At 56.3% G+C, this 19,004-nt stretch carries 14 protein-coding genes; 11 read left to right on the top strand and 3 right to left on the bottom strand.

Going from position 1 to position 19,004, the window contains the following annotated elements; translation table 11 throughout:
* Positions 1–2: 2 nt before the first annotated feature.
* From aceF to ACN0RL_RS02585, 3 genes are all read left to right on the top strand, one after another.
* A complete protein-coding gene (gene aceF / locus ACN0RL_RS02595) occupies positions 3–1,700 on the top strand; it encodes a dihydrolipoyllysine-residue acetyltransferase (RefSeq protein ID WP_417513389.1) in 1,698 nt (565 codons plus the stop codon).
* A gap of 115 nt (positions 1,701–1,815) precedes the next feature.
* Positions 1,816–3,081, top strand: coding sequence for an NADH:flavin oxidoreductase/NADH oxidase family protein (locus ACN0RL_RS02590; RefSeq protein ID WP_417513387.1), 1,266 nt, complete (start codon positions 1,816–1,818; stop codon positions 3,079–3,081).
* A 93-nt stretch (positions 3,082–3,174) separates the two neighbouring features.
* Positions 3,175–3,693 carry a DUF2478 domain-containing protein gene (locus tag ACN0RL_RS02585; protein ID WP_417513385.1) on the top strand — a complete coding sequence of 173 codons (519 nt, stop codon included), beginning with the start codon at positions 3,175–3,177 and terminating at the stop codon, positions 3,691–3,693.
* Between the two features lie 60 nt (positions 3,694–3,753).
* On the opposite strand, the gene ACN0RL_RS02580 is transcribed toward ACN0RL_RS02585, so the two are convergent.
* Positions 3,754–4,881 carry a DcaP family trimeric outer membrane transporter gene (locus ACN0RL_RS02580; RefSeq protein ID WP_417513383.1) on the bottom strand — a complete coding sequence of 376 codons (1,128 nt, stop codon included), beginning with the start codon at positions 4,879–4,881 and terminating at the stop codon, positions 3,754–3,756.
* Between the two features lie 170 nt (positions 4,882–5,051).
* Between ACN0RL_RS02580 and ACN0RL_RS02575 the strand changes: the two genes are divergently transcribed.
* From ACN0RL_RS02575 to astB, 6 genes are all read left to right on the top strand, one after another.
* Positions 5,052–6,503: an exonuclease domain-containing protein gene (locus ACN0RL_RS02575; RefSeq protein ID WP_417513381.1), complete on the top strand. Its 1,452-nt coding sequence runs from the start codon at positions 5,052–5,054 to the stop codon at positions 6,501–6,503.
* A 99-nt stretch (positions 6,504–6,602) separates the two neighbouring features.
* Entirely contained in the window at positions 6,603–7,817 is a 1,215-nt protein-coding gene (locus ACN0RL_RS02570) for an aspartate aminotransferase family protein (protein ID WP_417513379.1), read from the top strand.
* Positions 7,818–7,825: 8 nt separating this feature from the next.
* A complete protein-coding gene (locus ACN0RL_RS02565; protein ID WP_417513377.1) occupies positions 7,826–8,872 on the top strand; it encodes an arginine N-succinyltransferase in 1,047 nt (348 codons plus the stop codon).
* A gap of 28 nt (positions 8,873–8,900) precedes the next feature.
* The gene (gene astA, locus ACN0RL_RS02560; protein ID WP_417513375.1) at positions 8,901–9,974 is read left to right on the top strand and encodes an arginine N-succinyltransferase; all 1,074 of its coding nucleotides are present in this window, start codon (positions 8,901–8,903) and stop codon (positions 9,972–9,974) included.
* Positions 9,975–10,001: 27 nt separating this feature from the next.
* Positions 10,002–11,480 carry a succinylglutamate-semialdehyde dehydrogenase gene (gene astD / locus ACN0RL_RS02555; protein ID WP_417513373.1) on the top strand — a complete coding sequence of 493 codons (1,479 nt, stop codon included), beginning with the start codon at positions 10,002–10,004 and terminating at the stop codon, positions 11,478–11,480.
* Between the two features lie 54 nt (positions 11,481–11,534).
* Positions 11,535–12,875, top strand: coding sequence for an N-succinylarginine dihydrolase (gene astB, locus ACN0RL_RS02550; protein WP_417513371.1), 1,341 nt, complete (start codon positions 11,535–11,537; stop codon positions 12,873–12,875).
* An 18-nt stretch (positions 12,876–12,893) separates the two neighbouring features.
* Here astB and ACN0RL_RS02545 read toward each other — a convergent pair whose 3' ends face one another.
* A complete protein-coding gene (locus ACN0RL_RS02545) occupies positions 12,894–13,532 on the bottom strand; it encodes a TetR/AcrR family transcriptional regulator (RefSeq protein WP_417513369.1) in 639 nt (212 codons plus the stop codon).
* A 164-nt stretch (positions 13,533–13,696) separates the two neighbouring features.
* On the opposite strand from ACN0RL_RS02545, the gene ACN0RL_RS02540 reads away from it, so the two are divergent.
* Together ACN0RL_RS02540 and ACN0RL_RS02535 are read left to right on the top strand one after the other, a co-directional pair.
* Entirely contained in the window at positions 13,697–14,776 is a 1,080-nt protein-coding gene (locus ACN0RL_RS02540) for an efflux RND transporter periplasmic adaptor subunit (protein WP_417513367.1), read from the top strand.
* A complete protein-coding gene (locus tag ACN0RL_RS02535; protein WP_417513365.1) occupies positions 14,776–17,802 on the top strand; it encodes an efflux RND transporter permease subunit in 3,027 nt (1,008 codons plus the stop codon). Before ACN0RL_RS02540 ends, ACN0RL_RS02535 begins: the two co-directional genes overlap by 1 nt.
* A gap of 18 nt (positions 17,803–17,820) precedes the next feature.
* Here ACN0RL_RS02535 and astE read toward each other — a convergent pair whose 3' ends face one another.
* Positions 17,821–18,858 carry a succinylglutamate desuccinylase gene (gene astE, locus ACN0RL_RS02530; RefSeq protein WP_417513363.1) on the bottom strand — a complete coding sequence of 346 codons (1,038 nt, stop codon included), beginning with the start codon at positions 18,856–18,858 and terminating at the stop codon, positions 17,821–17,823.
* Between the last annotated feature and the right edge of the window lie 146 nt (positions 18,859–19,004).

Here is a 19,004-nt window from a genome sequence, read left to right as displayed (position 1 = left end):
CTATGAGCGAACAGGAAATCAGGGTCCCGGATCTCGGCGGGGCAGACGAAGTTGAGGTTATTGAACTTCTGGTCAGCGCCGGCGATTCGGTTGAAGCAGAAGATCCGATTCTGACCGTTGAAACCGACAAGGCCTCCGTAGAGTTGCCATCCCCCGGTGCAGGCAAGATCGTCAAGCTCAGCGTAAAGGTGGGCGATAAGGTAAAAGAAGGCGATGTGGTTGGCATTCTCGAAACCAGTGGCGAATCCAGCGGCGAGCCTGGTGGTTCTGATGATTCTACTGGCGAGTCGGAAGCGAAAGCCGAGGAAAAAACAGAGAATGAATCCGGCTCCAAAGATGGTGCTGAGCCGGAGCCGAGCAAACCGGCACCAAAGAAAAAGTCTGGTGGTTCACGCACGGAAATAGTGTTGGTCCCGCCTCTGGATGGCATGGAAGATGTGCCGGTTATCGAAATCAACGTGTCGGAAGGCGATACCGTTGAAGCTGATGATCCTCTGGTCACCGTGGAGTCGGATAAGGCCTCCATGGAAATCCCGTCGCCGTTCGGTGGCAAAGTGGTCAAGGTCCTTGTGGCCGAAGGTGACAAGTTGTCCGAGGGCGACAAGCTGCTCGAGTTGACGGTTTCCGAAGACGACGGCGACGATGATGTTGAAGAGGGCAGCGGCCAGGATGACGCTCCAGCTGAGTCCGGCCAGGATGCAAAGCCTGAAGCGGAGGCCGATCAAAAGGCGGCGCCGCAAGAACCAGCGGCACAGCCTCAGAGTGCGGTCAGTGAGCCACCAGCGCCCGGCGCTGCAGTCCATGCCGGCCCTGCTGTGCGTAAGCTCGCACGTGAGCTGGGCGCAGATATGACCCGCATCAAAGGATCTGGCCCTAAAAGCCGGATTTTGAAAGACGATGTGCAGAACTACGTGAAGAGCCAGCTGCAACAGGCCCAGCAGGGCAGCGCTGTGGCTTCCGGTTCCGGTATCCCGGGTGTGAAGCTGCCGGACTTCAGCCAGTTTGGTGACGTCCAGAAAGAAGCGATGTCGCGCATGATGGCAGTTACGGCGGCTAACATGCAGCGTAGCTGGCTGAACGTGCCCCACGTGACCCAGTTTGAGGACGCGGACATCACCGATATGGAGGCCTTCCGCAAATCACAGAAAGCCGCCGGTGAGAAAAAGGGCGTGAAGATGACGCCGTTGCCGTTCCTGCTCAAGGCCTGTGCTACCGCGCTGGCGGAACTGCCGCAGTTCAATGTGTCTCTGGACATGGAGCGCAAAGAGGTGATTCGCAAGCAATACATTCACATTGGTATTGCGGTGGATACACCTAACGGGCTGATGGTTCCGGTAATTCGCGATGTGGACAAGAAGGGCCTTTGGGAGCTGGCGGCAGAAAGTGCCGAGCTTGCCCAGAAAGCCAGGGACAAGAAGCTGAAACCCGCAGAAATGCAGGGTGCCTGTTTTACCATCACAAGCCTGGGTGGTATCGGTGGCACAGCATTTACGCCGATTGTGAATGCTCCTGAGGTGGCAATTCTTGGCGTCTCCAAAGCGGCTATGAAACCAGTGTGGGATGGCAGTGAATTCCAGCCAAGGCTGATGCTGCCGCTGTCACTGTCGTACGATCATCGTGCGGTGAACGGGGCAGATGCGGCGCGGTTTACGTCTCTGCTTAGCCAGGTTCTTGGGGATATTCGAACGCTGTTGCTTTAAATTCTGTTAGATTAGGCATTGCTGAATCCGCCTCCAGTCGTTCTGGCTGAGGCGGATTTTTTGTATCCTCACTCCCTGTTAGTTAGTGATTGCTAATCCCTCAGAGACGCTCGCCATGAATCCCGCCGAAATACTCTCGAAACCGCTGAAACTCAAGAACGGTACGGTTATTCCGAACCGCTTCGCCAAGTCTGCGATGAGTGAAGCTCTGGGTACGATTGATAACCGGGTTACGCAAGATCTGGTCACGCTTTACCGCACCTGGGCTGAAGGAGGAACCGGCTTGTCGATTACGGGCAACGTGATGGTGGATCGCCGGCATATTGGTGAACCGCAGAATGTGGTTCTTGAGGATGAGCGGGATATCGAGCTGCTGAAGGCCTGGGCAAGTGCGGGTAAGTCTGGTGGCAAGCAGATCTGGATGCAGCTGAACCATCCGGGCAAGCAGATCCCGAAAATGCTCAACAAGGAACCGGTGTCGCCGAGTGCAATCCCTTTCCGCAAAGACATGCAGAGCATGTTCGGAACGCCCAGGGCGCTCACGGGGCCGGAGATTGAGGATATTGTGCAGCGCTTTGCCCGCAGTGCTGCCATTGCCGAGAAGGCGGGGTTTGATGGTGTGCAGATACACGGTGCCCATGGGTATCTGGTTAGCCAGTTCCTGTCCCCGCACCACAATCAGCGCACCGATGAATGGGGTGGGTCGGCTGAGAAGCGGATGAGGTTTGTGCTCGAAATTTACAGAGCGATTCGCGCGAAAACGCAGGCCAGCTTTTGTGTAGGCATTAAACTGAACTCTGCAGATTTTCAGCGCGGCGGTTTCACTGAGGAGGAGTCTTTGTCGGTTATTGATGCTCTGGCAAGTGAGGGAACCGAGTTGGTAGAGATCTCAGGCGGCAATTATGAGAATCCTGCGATGGCGAAGGGAAGCGAAAAGGGCAAAGGAGATGCCGAAGTAAAGAAGAGCACGCTCGCCCGTGAGGCATACTTTCTGGAGTTTGCTGAGAAGGTTCGTGAGCGAACAGCTGTGCCCTTGATGGTTACCGGAGGTTTTCGTACCAGTGAGGGTATGGCCCATGCCGTTGCTTCCGGAGCGACGGATCTGGTGGGACTGGCCCGGCCGCTGGCGGTGGAGCCGGATTTGCCAAACCGGATCATGTCGGGAGAATCTTTTACCAGCTTGGTAAGACCGATCAAGACTGGTATCAAGGCAATCGATAACATGGCTCTGATGGAAGTGAGCTGGTACGCGCGCCAGCTTGGTCGCATGGGGCAAGGCAAGCCGCCCCGGCAGCATGATCGGGGTCTATGGTCGTTGGTAGAGGTGCTTGGGGTGATGACCACCCGGGGCGTCCGAACCCGATTGCGAGCGGGGGAGTAGGTTTAAACAAAGGCAGGCATTTCTGATCCAGCGCAATGCGCACAGCCCCAAACCCGATAGGCTCTTCAAGCAAAGTCTGAAGGTATTAAATGTATGAGCACAGAGCTGAATCTTGCGGCCATTATTTACGATAACGATGATCAGCCCGTGGATAAGCTGCTGCACCAGGTGGCCGAGAAACTGAACCGCCGAGGCGACAGAGTGGCCGGGCTGGCTATGGCACTGAATGAGCAGGGTTTGCGGCGCAAACCTATGGCGCTTCAGGACCTGGAGACAGGACAGGAATATTCCATTGCACAGAACCTTGGAAAAGAGTCGCAATCCTGTTGTCTGGACCCTCATGGCCTGGCAGAGGCGACCAGCGTGCTGCGCGCTTTGCTGGAGCAGCCCCCCAGGCTGGTTATCGTGAACCGGTTTGGTCAGCAGGAAATAGATGGTAAAGGTTGTCGCACAGAGTTTATTCAGCTACTGGATGTGGGCATACCAGTGTTGACAGTGGTAAAACGCAAATTTCTGCAGCAATGGCATGAGTTTGTCGGTGGGGAAGCGGTTGATTTACCGTTTTCAGAGGTTGCGGTGCATCAGTGGTGCGATGACGTTTTGAGGCGGTAAGGTCAGAAACAAAAATACCCCGGAAATCCGGGGCATTTTCTATTTGCTTAACAGTACGATTTAGAAGCTGTACTGTGCCGCGAACATCAGACGGTTTGCGTCTGCAGAGTCGCCGGCAACGGTTTCCTGATCAAAGTAACCGTATTCTACGCCCATCATGACGTTTTTAACTGGAGTCCACATATAGTTGACGAAAAGGTTCTGGTTGGTTTCTGGTGCGGCATTGGTCAGCGAAGAGTTCGCAACCGCATCGTCCAGATCCATTGATGTCATACCATAAGCTACGTTAATGCTCCTGCCGCCGCCCAGCGCCATGCTGACGCCGACGTTACCGCCGTAGGCTGCGATAGTTTCAACGCTGTTACCGTCCAGGTATGCGCTTGGGCCAAAGTAGTTGCTGCCCGAACGCCACAGATAGCCGGTGGCACCATCGGTGTAGGTAAGCGAGCCCATAACAGAAAACATGTCGCTCAGTTTAAGTTTGAGGCCGCCTGAAACTGCATAGCCTAATGCGCTGTCATCGTTGGTGCCGTCATCGGATGTAACTTGATTGACAGCCGCTGATGCAGCAAACGAAAGCGCATCTGCGGAATTCTCGAAACGGGCAGTCAGCGCCGGTGCGGAGGTACGACCTGTGCCATCAACGGTTGCTTGTGCGCTCGGATCCTCGATAGAGAAGGACATTCCGCCAGTGGTGTAACGAAGCTGCTCGGTGCGGTCCCAGCTGCCAAAGCCGCCTGCGACGCCGTCAAAATCCAGAACCGGGGTGGAGGCTATGAAGCTGATAGTGTTGGACCAGGTACGACCGGCCAGGAAGCCGTTGTACTCGCCGTATGCATGACGCAGGCGGAGGCTGCCAGCGCTGTTGCCTGAACCGCGGAAGTCACCTTCAACCGTAATGCCAACGCCAGAGCTGTGCTTTACCTTCACGCCCAAACGGCTTTGCTGAGCATCAGCGCCGAAGTGCCCTTCGATGTCTTGATTGGCAGGAGTGAAAGAGCCTGCGCGGGTCGATACTGCACGGTCATCGTTCAGATCGTAACTCATGTTCAGACGCGCATAACCGTAAAGGCTGGCTTCAACGTCGTCGCCAACATTCAGACTAAGTGCATTCGCTTGACCAGCTACACTCAGCACTGCTACAGCGGCCGTCGCACGAATAGCCATTCTCAATTTGTTGCTTTGCATTGTTGTTGTCTCCACACATTAGACAATTATTTTTGTAGGACCCGCAGTCAAGATAGTTACCATTTCATAACAATTCAAATAAATTTGCATAATAATAAGACGAAGGTCTATGGCAGCTTTTCGTTTTTATACAGGTGCCTGCACCTATCTTTCGGTATTAAGATGGTGTCATGACCTCCAAAAGTACTCATCTCACGAACACCACGTTTGCGTTTCTCGACATCGAGACTACCGGTGGGAACCTGTCCCACGACCGCATCACCGAGATCGGAATCCGTTTCTGGCGAGCGGGCGAGACAACAGGCGAGTGGCAGACTCTGCTGAACCCGGGCACTCGCATTTCTCCTTTCATCGAGCGCTTAACGGGTATTTCCAATGACATGGTGGCCGATGCGCCGCTATTTGAAGCCATAGCCGATGAGCTCGAAGAGATGCTTCGGGATACCGTATTCGTGGCCCATAACGCGCGTTTTGATTACGGTTTTATTAAATCGGAGTTTCGCAGGTTGGGGCGGCTTTTCTCAACACGAGTCCTGTGCACGGTGAAGCTTTCGCGCCGGCTGTACCCGGAGTTCCGTAAGCACAACATGGATGTGCTGATTGAACGGCACGGGTTGGATCAGGTACAGCGACACCGGGCTATGGGCGATGTTTCCGCAATGCTGGCGTTCTTCAGGCATGCGCTGGCGGAGAAAGGGGATGCGCAGATAGAAGAAGCGGTTGCCGAGTTGCTGCAGAGGCCGAGCATTCCTTCGCATTTACCTCTCGATACCCTGAAAGAATTACCGCGTGGCCCCGGTGTGTACCGGTTCTACGGCGAAAACGATGTGCTGTTATATGTCGGAAAGAGCACCAATATCGCCCAGCGGGTGGCCTCGCACTTTTCCGGGGATCACAACACCAGCCGTGGCGTGCGCATCTCTGAAAGCCTGCGTCGGGTGGAATGCACAGAAACCGCCGGTGAGCTTGGGGCTTTGTTGCTGGAGCTGCGGGAGATCAAAACGCTCAATCCACTTTTCAACCGCCGTTCCCGCGCAGCTAAAAACCTGGTGAGTATTGAACTTGCGCCAAATGATTCCGGTTATCTGCAGGCGCGGCTGGTGAGGGAAATAGAACCGCATCGTCTTGCCAGCTATTACGGACTGTTTCGCAGCAAGCGGGATGCCGAGCGCGCTCTGAGCGGCATTGTTGCAAAAAACGAGTTGTGCAATCGGTTGCTTGGGCTTGAGCCGGAGCATGAAGGCCCATGTTTTCAACGGGCCCTCGGGCGGTGCAAAGGCGCCTGCGAGGGCACTGAGGACGTTGTTCGCTATAATCTGAGGGTGCAGATCGCATTTCACGAGCTTCGTTTGCAAACCTGGCCGTGGAAAGGGCCGGTGGCGATTGTCGAGCGCAGAGAGGATAGAGAACAATCTGATATTCTGGTGGTCTACAACTGGATGCACGTTGCTACCTTGCATGACGAACATGAGCTTCACGATCTGTCACTGCGTGGCCAGTCCGTGACCTTTGATCTGGACTCCTACAAGTTGCTGGTCAAGGCACTGATGGGCCGGAATGATAAGGTACAATCTGTAATCGAACTGCCTGCGGTCGGAGAGCCGGATGTGCTTATGCCCTGAGTGGCGTATCATCAGCTATTGGTCCGCACACCTACGTACTTGCCCGCGCCGGCAACTCTACTATTTTTACAGGCTTAACTGCTTTTCTGAGAGAGATCTATGCACAAAGAACCTGTCAGCCGCGAACTTTTTGATGAAGTCATGGTACCCAACTACGCCCCCGGTTCGATCATTCCGGTGCGAGGAGAGGGTTCCCGGATATGGGATCAGGATGGCCGTGAGTTTATAGATCTCCAGGGTGGCATTGCCGTGAATTGTCTTGGGCATTCACACCCCGGGTTGGTTGGAGCATTGCAGGAGCAGTCAGAGAAAATCTGGCACCTCTCCAACGTGATGACGAACGAGCCGGCTCTGCGGTTGGCGAAAACACTGAGTGATCTGACCTTTGCTGAGCGGGTATTTTTTGCAAACTCTGGTGGCGAGGCCAACGAAGCGGCTTTCAAACTGGCTCGCCGCTACAGCTGGGAGCATACCGGGCCGGAGAAGCATGAAATTATCTCGTTCAAGAATGCCTTTCATGGTCGTACTCTGTTCACCGTAAGTGTGGGCGGTCAGCCCAAATACCTCGAAGGCTTTGAGCCGGCACCGGGTGGCATTCACCATGCTGATTTCAATGATCTGGAATCGGTACGAAAGCTGATTTCAAAAGCTAAAACCTGTGCCGTAGTTGTAGAGCCTATCCAGGGTGAGAGCGGCGTGGTGCCAGCCGACCCGGAATTCCTGGAAGGTTTGCGCCAGCTTTGTGATGACAATGACGCGCTGCTGGTTTTTGACGAGGTTCAGTCAGGCGTGGGCCGCACCGGCCACCTTTACGCCTACCAGATGTACGGTGTAGTGCCAGACATTCTTACCACCGCCAAGGGTCTTGGCGGTGGCTTCCCGGTTGCCGCCATGCTGACCACCGCCAGAGTTGCAGCCAGCCTCGGGGTAGGTACTCATGGCAGCACCTACGGTGGTAATGCTCTGGCTTGTGCTGTCGCCCAGAAGGTAATCGATACCGTCAGTCAGCCAGACATTCTGAAGGGCGTGAAGGCCCGCTCCGATCATCTGCGCAAGGGTATGATGGATATCGGTGAGCGCTATGGGATTTTCAGTGAGGTTCGCGGAGCGGGTCTGTTGCTGGGCTGCGTGCTGACCGAGAAGTGGGAGGGTAGGGCGAAAGACTTCCTGAACGCAGGCCTGGATGAAGGTGTGATGGTGTTGATCGCCGGTGCCAACGTGATCAGGCTGGCGCCTTCGCTGATCATCCCGGATGCTGACATTGATGAAGCGCTTGAGCGGTTTGAAGCGGCGGTGAAAAAACTTACAGCGTAGGAGCTTTTATGTGGCTGGTACGTCCGGCAGTACCTGATGACGTGGGCCAGATACTGGAGATTGCAGGCGCGGCTGGCTCAGAAACCGCCCGCCTCTCATCCACGCTGCCCCGGCAGCGTGATGCTCTTGCGGAAAAAATAGAGCGCTCACTTGCATCTCTGGCGGGCAAACCAACCACCGCCGGTGCCAGGCCACAACGATTTCTGTTTGTGCTCGAAAACACATCCACCGGCAGGATACATGGAACAGCGGGCATTAATGCCCGTGCGGGTAATAGCCAGCCGTTCTATAACTATCGCCGCGATGCGCTCATCCATGCCTCCCACGAACTCGGTATCTCCAGCCGGGTTGATGTTCTGTATCCCAGCCATGCGCTGACCGATCACTCGCTGCTTTGCTCATTTTCCATCACGCCCGAACTGCGGAATACGGAGGCGTTCGAGCTGCTATCCCGAGCCCGGATACTTTTTATCGCCGGGCACCGGGACTGGTTCGCCCAAAGTGTTGCAGTAGAGATTCAGGGCGTTCAGCTTGCGGATGGCAGCGTTCCTTTCTGGGACAGCCTGGGGCGTCATTTTTTCAATATGGATTTTGAAACCGCCGACCAGTATTCCGGCCTGCTCAGTAAAACCTTTATTGCTGAACTTATGCCCCCCAACCCTGTGTATGTCACCCTGCTTTCCGAGGCTGCCCAGGCGGCCCTCGGGCAACCCCATGAGCTGACCGTGCCGAATCTTGAACTGCTGCAACGTGAAGGGTTTCAGGCAGGCTCTTATCTGGACATTTTTGATGGTGGGCCGGTTCTTGAGGCGCGCACGGATGCCTTGCACACACTGGTTACCAGTCGTCCGAAAATCCTGCACGGCGCCAGCGAGGAAGGTGGAGATACCTGTCTGATTTCTGCAGGGGAGGGTGCCGGGTTCCGTTGTACTCTGGCCAGAGCAACCGATAGCCTTGGAGGCACGCTCGACAGAGGCGGCGTAAAGGTGCATGTGGGCGTCTGGGAGCTGCTGGGCAAAACCGCCGGTGATGATGTGAGGGTGGCACCACTATGATGCGCATTTACCTCAGGAGGGTTGCAGCATGCTGTTGATCCGCCCCCTTCAGGAATCAGATCTTGAAGATCTGTATGCCATGGCACAGAAGGCTGGCAAGGGGTTGACCACGCTGCCTGCCGATAGGGATCTGTTGCAGCGCAAGATCAATCTCGCCCGGGAGACTTTTAACCAGCGCTGCGCTCCGGAAGCCGCTCTGTACCTGTTTGCCCTTGAAGATACAGAAACCGGAAAAGCGGTCGGAATCAGTGGTATTCAGGCGCGGGTCGGCCTGGATGAAGTGTTCTATAACTACCGGCTCAGCGTTACTGTAAACGCTTCGAAAGAGTTGGGCGTTCACGTGCGCACACCCACGTTGCACCTCACAAATGATATGACCGACACCAGTGAGATATGTTCGCTGCTACTCTCTGACGACTATCAGGGTGGTGGAAACGGCTTGCTGCTCTCACGCTGTCGGTTCATGTATATGGATGAGTTTCGCAAGCATTTCTCGGAAAAGGTGTTTGCTGAAATGCGCGGCGTGTCTGATGAGCAAGGTCTTAGCCCACTGTGGGATGCTTTGGGCAGCAAATTTTTTGATATGGAGTTCATGGAAGCGGATATGCTTTCCGGGCTTGGGAATAAAGCGTTTATTGCAGAGCTTATGCCCAAGTTCCCCATTTATTTGCCTATGCTGCCGGATTCGGCGCGAGCGGTTATTGGCAGGGTCCATAGCAATACGGCGCCGGCACTGAAGATGCTGCAGGCCGAGGGGTTTAACTTTAACGGTCTGGTGGACATCTTTGACGGTGGCCCCGTAGTGGAGGCATTCGTGCACACAATCCGCACGGTTCGCGACAGCAGAAACCGCCACGCCATGGTAACCCGCAAAGCGGTCAATCTTGATGTCCCGGCCGCAGAACGGGTAATGGTGTCCAATCGCTCGTTCCGCAATTTCCGGGTAACAACGGTGCCTGCCAGCTGTGTTGGCACGGATACCGTCAGCCTGCCGCCCGATGTTGCCGAAGCCTTGCAGATTGAAACTGGTGATCCTGTGCGGCTGGCACCCCTGAAGGACAGGGCAAAAACTGCGGTGAAAGCGGCAGGCCGAAATTCATGAATCTGCAGTAACGGGAGATCTAGTAATATGGCAAACCTGACAGGCGAACTGTTTATTGGCGGGCTTTGGCTTCAGGGTCATGGTCCAGAGTTTGAGTCGGTTCAGCCCGTTACCGGCGATACCGTTTGGGAAGGCACAGGCGGCAGCCTTGCGGATGTCGATGCGGCGGTGCGTGGCGCACGGACTGCCTTTCTGAAATGGCGCCGAAAAAGCTTTGCTGAGCGTCAGGCGGTTATTGAGGCCTTTGCCGAACTGCTGGAATCGAACAAAGAAGAGCTGGCGCATCAGATAGGGCTGGAGACAGGAAAGCCCCTGTGGGAGTCGCGTACAGAAGTGGCGGCCATGATCGGCAAGATCGGAATCTCGGTGAAGGCCTACAATGACCGCACCGGGCACTCCGAATCGGATGTCGCTGGCGGTCACGCAGTGTTGCGGCACCGCCCCCACGGCGTGGTTGCCGTCTTTGGCCCCTATAACTTCCCTGGCCATCTCCCGAATGGCCATATTGTGCCGGCTTTACTGGCAGGCAATACGGTTGTTTTCAAGCCCAGTGAGCTGACGCCCGGCGTGGCGGAGGTGACGATTAAACTCTGGGAAAAAGCCGGGCTGCCGGATGGTGTTATCAATCTGGTTCAGGGAGCTGCCGATACCGGTAAGTCACTCGCCAGCCATCCCTTGATTGACGGCCTGTTCTTTACCGGCAGCTCGACGGTTGGCCATCTGTTGCACCAGCAGCTCGGTGGTCAGCCCGAGAAAATTCTGGCTCTGGAAATGGGTGGCAACAACGCGCTGATCGTTCAGGATATCTCTGATATTGACGGTGCAGTGCATCACGCCCTGCAGTCAGCGTTTCTCTCCGCCGGCCAGCGATGCACCTGTGCCCGCAGGTTGCTGGTGCCCAAAGGCAAGAAAGGCGACGAGTTTCTGGACCGCCTGGTGGCAGTGTCTGCCCGTATTCAGGTGGGGGAATTTGATGCCAGCCCTCAACCGTTTATGGGCTCGGTCATTTCAGTTCAAGCGGCGGAAAAGCTTCTGGCCGCACAGGCCGATATGCTGGAGAAGGGCGGAAAATCCCTGCTGGAAATGAGGCAGGTGAAACCGGACACCGGCCTTCTTTCGCCCGGTATTGTGGATGTAACCGGGCTGGAATTGCCAGATGAAGAGTTCTTCGGGCCGCTGCTAATGGTTTATAGGTACAAGAGTTTTGATGATGCCCTTGAGTTGGCCAACAATACCCGTTTTGGACTTTCTGCCGGCATCCTTACCGACGACCGCAAGCTTTACGAACGTTTGGTTGAGGAGGCCAGGGCCGGCATCGTCAACTGGAACCGCCCGTTGACCGGAGCGAGCAGTGCGGCACCTTTTGGCGGCGTGGGTTCAAGCGGTAACCACCGTGCAAGTGCCTACTATGCTGCAGATTACTGCGCCTGGCCCATGGCATCGCTTGAGGCTGGCAAAAGCGAAGTGCCGGAAAAACTGGCGCCGGGCCTGAGCTTTGATTCCTGAATAGCTGTTTCTTGGCCCTGACACCCTGAATCCGGACGGACGGAATTCCAAATCATGGAAAAGCATGCGGTAGAAGCAAATTTTGATGGCCTGGTTGGCCCTACCCACAATTACGCGGGGCTTTCCTGGGGTAATGTGGCGTCCAAATCCAATGTTAATGCGGTTTCCAACCCCAGGGAGGCCGCGCTTCAGGGTTTGGCCAAAATGAAGCGCCTGGCCGACCGCGGTTATGTTCAGGGCATTTTGCCTCCCCATGAGCGCCCTCATATTCCATCGTTGAGAGCACTCGGGTTCAGTGGCACAGACGCGCAGATTCTTGAGCGGGCTGCAAAATCCAGCCCTTCCATCCTGGCTGCCGTATCTTCGGCTTCCTCAATGTGGACAGCCAATGCTGCTACCGTTTCACCCAGTGCCGATACCAGCGATCACCGGGTGCATTTCACACCGGCTAACCTGAGCGCCAAGTTCCACCGCTCCATTGAGCACTGCGTGACCGGTCGAACGCTGAAGTCTATCTTCGCGGATGATGCGTATTTTGCCCATCACCCGGCACTGCCTTCGGTCAGCCATTTTGGCGACGAGGGCGCAGCCAACCATACCCGCCTTTGCGGTCGTTACGGAGAGCCGGGGGTGGAGCTGTTCGTGTATGGTCAGGCAGCCTTTAACGAACAGGCGCCGGCTCCGCAAAAATACCCGGCCCGGCAGACCCTTGAGGCCTCTCAGGCTGTCGCCCGCCTGCATGGTCTGCAAGACGGGAACCGGGTGTTTGCACAGCAGAACCCCGCCGCCATTGATGCCGGCGTATTTCACAACGACGTTATTGCGGTAGGCAACGGCAACACCCTGTTCTATCACGACATGGCATTCCTGAACGAAGACCAGGCGTTGTCCGATATCCGTGCGCGCCTCATCGGAGCAAATCTGGAGGCCGTTCGTGTCAGCAGTGCGGAGGTGCCATTGGAGGATGCAGTGGCCTCGTATCTGTTCAACAGCCAGCTGCTGAATACGCCCGACGGCATGTTGCTGGCGGTTCCGGGCGAATGCCGGGAAGTCGCGTCTGTGAGCCGTTATCTGGATAAGCTTCTGGCCGCAGGCGGGCCGATTACGGCGGTGGAAGTTTTTGATGTCAAGCAGTCCATGCGCAACGGCGGCGGCCCTGCGTGCCTGCGCTTACGTGTGGTTCTGAATGATGACGAGTTGAAGGCCATGCACCGCGGCGTGATTTTGACCGACACGCTATATGAGCGCCTGACCACCTGGGTTGCAGCCCATTACCGTGATCAGCTTGCGCGGGAAGACCTGGCTGACCCCATGCTGCTGGATGAGGTGCGCAAAGCGCTGGATGAGCTGACCGGTATTCTGGGATTGGGCTCTATCTACGATTTCCAGATCTAGGTGCTTTTCAGAGCCTCATCAGGAGGCGGCGATTGACGACGTGAGCATGTCCATCGTGTGCCGGATCAGATTCTCAGCGGGAAAGCTGCCATCGCTCGCACCGGTTTCCGACTGGCATAGCAGAATGGTTCCATGCAGGGCGCCTCGCAGGTAAAGCGCCGTCTGCTCCGGGCTATGGATGCGTTGGCGGCTCATGGTGCCGTCTTCAAGCCCAAGTTCGATGGCGTCTGTCATCAGTTCCATGAGTTCTGATTTCGAGCAAAGCATTTCCATGGCCTGGGTTTCGTCGGCTTCTGCCATAGCGGTTGACGCTTTTGTGAGCGCCGAAAAATAGTCCGGTTCGTCCAGATAGAAGCGGTAGTAGGATTCTCCCATAGCCCGTATTTGCCCCAGCCCGGTATCGGCGGTCTGTCTCGCTTTCCGGAAGCGCTCAGACAGGCTCTGCCCGGCCCTCAGCATAATACCCCTCTGAATGGCGGCCTTATCCTTGAAGTAAACATACAGCAACGCCCGGCTCAGGCTGGCCGTGCGTGCAATATCATCCATGGATGTTCGCTCATAACCCTTTTCCGAGAAGACCCGTTCTGCGGCGTCCAGAATAGCGTCGTAGCGGGCCTGCTTTTCCCGTTCGCGGCGTGTTTTCAGCGGTTCAGTCATCAGATTCTCTCGTCAGGGGCTTTCTGCCGGCTGTTTGCCAGCAGGAGAATGAAAGCTGATTATTGACATAATGTCAAAGAATGACATTATGTCGCAACAAATAAACCGGATTTCCGCAGGAAGCGGTATCGATATCAACATGAGCAAGGAAGAAAGGACACCTTATGACACCATTCCGTATCCCTACTGCCCTTATTTTTCTCGTGGCCTGCGCCCTTTTACTTTCCGGTTGCAAAGCCGCTGATGCGCCGGAGTCACCGGGTGAGCACGCGGTGTCAGTGCGCGTTTCAGAAGTCACCGGGGGAGAGGCCCAGGAAATAACCCTGCGTTTTTCCGGCATTGTCCGGTCAACCCAGAGAGCAACTCTTACGTTCCAGATCAGCGGTACTCTGAAGGAGCGGGCGGTAGAGCTGGGCCAGACGGTCGCTGCCGGCGATGTGCTTGCCCGGGCCTACAACCCGGCACTGGAGCCTGCACGGGATTCCGCAAAAGCCAAGCTGGAAGAGCTGAACACCGGTTACGATCAGGCCAAACGTGAGTGGGAACGTTCGAGCCGGCTACACGAGCGTGGTGTGGTTTCTGAGCAAAACCTTGAGCAGATTGCGGCCCGCCGGGATTCCCTCAGGGCCAGCGTGGCCACAGCTCAGGCTGCGCTGGCTGAGGCGACTCAACTGTTGGAGGAAAGCACCTTGCGAGCGCCGTTTGCCGGACGTGTTGAGGCGCTGCTGGTGGAAAAAGACGAGTTTGTAGCGGCGGGCCAACCGGTTGTGCGCATGTCCTCACCTGAAGGCAAGGAAGTAGAGGTTCGGGTGCCGGCGTACCTGCTTGGGCATGTGTCTCTGGATCAGGAACTGCCTGTATGGTCTGTGCAGAACCGCAGCGAGGCCCCGGTTGTTGGTTCTGTTGTTGAAATTGCCCAGGCCGGTGCAATCCGTGGTGAGCTGCATCCGGTTCTGGTCAGTCTGCCCATAAATATGCTGGATACGGGTGAGCCAGTTGAGGTAGGCATCACGCCGAATCGGGAATCTGCCATCACCGTTCCTCTTTTGTCGGTAGTGCGCAGCGAGGACGGCATGATGGTATTCCGGGTGCGAGAGGGTGTGGCCCGGCGAGTGCCTATACAGGTTGAGCGTGTGGTGGGTGAGCGCGTTGTGGTGCGCACGGGTGAGCTGAAGCCAGGCGATCAGGTGGTTTATGCGGGCATAACTCGCCTTGCAGACGGTGATGCCGTGGAGGTGCGTTGATGACGCGCCGGCTGCTCAACTTCCAGCGATTATTGGGCATGGTGGTTACCATGCTTTGCCTGTTGGGTATCGCGGCTTACAGCACCATGCCGCGCCAGGAAGATCCCTCATTTCCGTACCGTGCCGGCCTGATCTCGGTGAGCTATCCCGGTGCCAGTGCCGATGCTGTCGAACGGTTGGTGCTGAGACCGCTGACCGATGAGCTTCGCCAGGTAGAAGAAGTGGACTTCTCACAAGGCACAGCTCGCACCGGCGTCGCACTGGTGAGGCTTCGCCTTGATAGTGACATATACGATACGGACCCGGCCTGGGACCGTATCCGGCAAGCGATGGAACGTGCAAAGCAGGATTTCCCCGATGATGTTGGCCAGATGGCTCTGGATGACCGCCTGATAGACAACCCGGCCATTGTGCTGGCCATAGGTGGCGCGCCTTCGGTGAGCGAACTGTCGGATGTGGCCGAACGGCTTAAACAAAATCTCTCCGACCTTGGCGGAATGTCCCGTATTGAGCTGGAAGGGGATGCCGACGAACAGATTACTCTGGCTCTGGATGATGCTGCATTGTATCGACTGGGCATTTCACCGGCGCGGATACTGCAAACCCTCGCACAGCGCAACCAGACTACTCCCGGTGGTTTTGTGGTTGTGGACGGGCGCCGTTTGTCGGTGCTTCCCAACACCGAATTTGCCGACATTGATGCCATTCGTGCAACCCCCATTCAGTTACCCGATGGCTCTCAGGTACCGCTGGCAGCAGCCGCAGATGTATGGCGAGGTCCTGCCGAACCGAGGCAACCGGAGACCTGGTTTGACGGTGAGCGGGTCGTACTGCTGTCATTGATTATGGAAGAGGGCACGACGGATGCGATCCGTTTTGGCGAACGAGTGCGGGAGCGGGTCGCGCAAATTCGCCCTGACTTTGAGCCCTACGAAATCCGCGAGATGTTCTTTCAGCCGGATAATGTCTCGGATCGCCTGGATAATCTGGCCTGGAGCCTCGTGCTTTCAGTGTTGATCATTGTCGCCGTAGTGTTCACCGGCATGGGTATCCGGATGGGCTTGCTGGTGGCCTCTATTCTACCGATGGTGGCTTTGATAAGCGTTGGTCTCTACGATCTTGGCGGAGGTGTGCTGCATCAGATTGCGGTTATCGGCATGGTGATCTCGCTGGGTATTCTGATCGACAACGCCATAGTGATTGTTGAAAACATTCAGGGCCACCTGGATGAGGGCATGCGTCGTCTGGATGCCTTACGCAATGCCGTCAGCGAGCTCGCCGGGCCACTTGGCGCCTCCACCGGAACCACTCTTGCGGCCTTTGCACCTCTTCTGCTTGCCAAAGGCGGAGCGGCAGATTTTACCCGAGGCGTGCCGGTGATGATCATGCTTACTCTGTCTGTCAGTTATTTGCTGGCGATTTCTGTGGTGCCTCTGCTGGCGGCCCGGTTCCTCAAACCCCGCCGCAACGCCGAGGCTGACCGGTTGATTGGTCTGGCCAGGTTCCTCGGTGGTCTGGTTTATCGTCACCCCCGTCGACTGATCGCCGCTGGTACCTTGCTGGTTGTGATGAGTCTGGCCGTGACGCCTTTTATGGCGAAGCAATTCTTTCCCAATGCCGATCGGCCTCAGGTTATTGTTGAACTCTTTATGCCGGAAGGCACGGATCAAGCGCGCACCGCTGAAGCCGCGGCCGATCTGGAACAAGCCATACGTACGCGGCCGAATGCGCTGAAAATCCATCGCTTTGTCGGCTATACCGGGCCCTCGTTCTATTACAACCTCCAGCGTGCACCCCAGGCGCCGAACAGAGGCCGGCTGGTGGTGACGACGCCGACGCTGGAAGACACCACCGAAATGATTCGCTGGATTCGAACCCATGTGAGTGAACAGATGCCCGAGCTGGATGTAGGTGTGGGTGTTCTCGGGCAGGGGCCTCCAAGTATTGCCCCGGTGGAGGTTCGCGTTTATCACGCTGATGACCAGGAGCGCACTCATGCCGTAGAGCGGTTGTTCAGCGCTTTACGGCAGGTTGAGGGTACCGTGGATGTCAGGCACGATCTGGACATTGGCGTACCAAGCATTGCGATCAACGTGGACGATGCCACCGCTGCAAGATACGGACTCACCCGGGCCGATGTGGCCCAGAGCCTTTATGGCCAGAGTTTTGGTGTTGTCGCTGAGCGTTACCGGCAGGAAAAAGACCCGATTCCACTCGTGCTGCGGTCCCAGGAAGGCACATCGCTGCCCCTGGAACGCCTGCTTTCCGTGAATATCTACAACGATCTTGGACAAGCGGTTCCGCTATCCGCTGTTGCCAGTGTAGAAACTACCTGGGAGCCTGCGGCGCGCTATTTGCGAAACGGTACCCGGCTTAATACAGTGACGGCAAACCTGCTGACTGGCTACAGCTTCAGCCAGGCGCTGGACGGATTGCAGCTTGCATTGGAAGACAGCCCTCTGCCTGAAGGCACGCGCCTGGAAATGGGCGGCGATGCCGAAGGCTCCGGAGATGCTAACGGTGCTCTGTTAACCGCCGCGCCAATTGGCATACTCTTGCTGCTGTTCTTCCTGTTGCTTCAGTTCAACTCGTTCCGGCGGGTTGGCATCATCCTGCTGACCGTGCCCCTGGCCACCGTTGGTATATTCCCGGGGCTGGTGCTGTCGGGATCGCCTTTCGGGTTCCAGTCGCTGCTTGGCGTGATTGCCCTGGTCGGCATTGTGGTGAACAACGCCATAGTGCTGCTCGACGTGATGGACAGGGAGCTGGAAAACGGTGAAAGCATCCACGAAGCCATGCGCAAAGCAGTGATGCAGAGAACCCGCCCCATCCTCTTGACCACCGCAACAACCGTGGCCGGCTTGCTGCCATTGGCGTTCTCCAGCTCTACACTCTGGCCGCCCATGGCCTGGGCCATCATCTCGGGTCTTCTCGCTTCAACGGTACTGACTCTTTTGGTCATCCCGGCAGTTTGCACACAGCTGATCAAAGTGAAAGTTGCAGAGCCGGAAAACGCTCCGGCCTAGACCTCTGTGCCTACAGTGTTACCTGGGCCTGATCATCAGGCCCACACGTTGGCCAACCGGCACATCCCGGTTGGGAAACACAATGGCCTCGGCGGTTACACCAACCTGGTAAGAGGTATCGTCATCGTCCCAGATAACGGCACCAGGCGGGTATTCCGTAAAGTTGGCCACATCATCCGGGATGTGAAACCGGAAGTTTTTCCCGGTGTTCAGAATCTCATGCACCACTTCAAAGACGGTGAAGTGGTCAGGTTGCGGCAACTTTCCCGGGCGCGGCTTGCCACGAAAACGTCTACGCAAAGCCGTTTTGATTCCGTCAAAACGCGCCAGGTCATTCTCGCCAAAAGGCCTGACCTTGCCCAGTTCGACGGTAAAACTCTCTGCGCCCAGCACAGAAGATGAAAACGACGAAAACGTAGTGCCCGCCTTGTGCTGAAGCAACAGTGTTTCTACCTCCGCTTCCACCAGAAAATCGCACTGCGCCTCCGGCACCCGCCGACCAGCAACATACGGATAAAGCGCAAACTTCTCTCGTTTGGATGGCCTTATAGCCGTATGCAAATCGTAATGGGACAAGGCCTGCGGATGCGTCATGGCAAACTGACGACAAGTGTCCTCCAGAAACTTTGCGCGAGCTGCTTCAGTTAGCCCATCATATTCCGGCCTGGCATGAGCACCGTTAAACAGCCGATTAAGATTCGCCTCCAGAAACCGCTCCCCGGCCACCATAGCCGGCGGGTTCCCCAGAATCAGTAAAAGCGGGCACGCCAGTTCCCACTCTTCGTGAAGCAGCTCACTGACCAGCGCGTTCAGCACCTCAATGGGTGCGGTTTCATTACCGTGAATGCCCGCGGAGATAATCAGCGCCTCCTGATTGGGATTGGCGCTACCGGCGGGAGGGGTTAGGTGTAAAACACCAACAGCTTTGCGGCTTATGCAGGTGCCGTCCGGGAGAGTGGTTTTGATTTCCGGAAGATCTGCTGTGGCGTTGGCAAGCGTGTGCGATAGCCAATCAGGGTGGGCATCAAATAAGTGTATTGGTGCGTTTTCTGTCATGAAGGCTCCCCGAAAAGGTCGAAGGGCGGGCGGTTATAGCCTTTCCGGGAGTGTCTGAAGCCATGGATGGCTTCAGTCAAGCCCACATGGATGTGCTCGTAGCGTCTCCCGGAAGGTGATGCCCTGACAGACCTTGCACAGACATA

Origin of the sequence: Marinobacter sp. (genome assembly GCF_048259445.1) — a bacterium.
Classification (GTDB): domain Bacteria; phylum Pseudomonadota; class Gammaproteobacteria; order Pseudomonadales; family Oleiphilaceae; genus Marinobacter.
The sequence above is the reverse complement of the archived record's forward strand: the minus strand, read 5'-3'. Positions and strand labels throughout refer to the sequence as shown.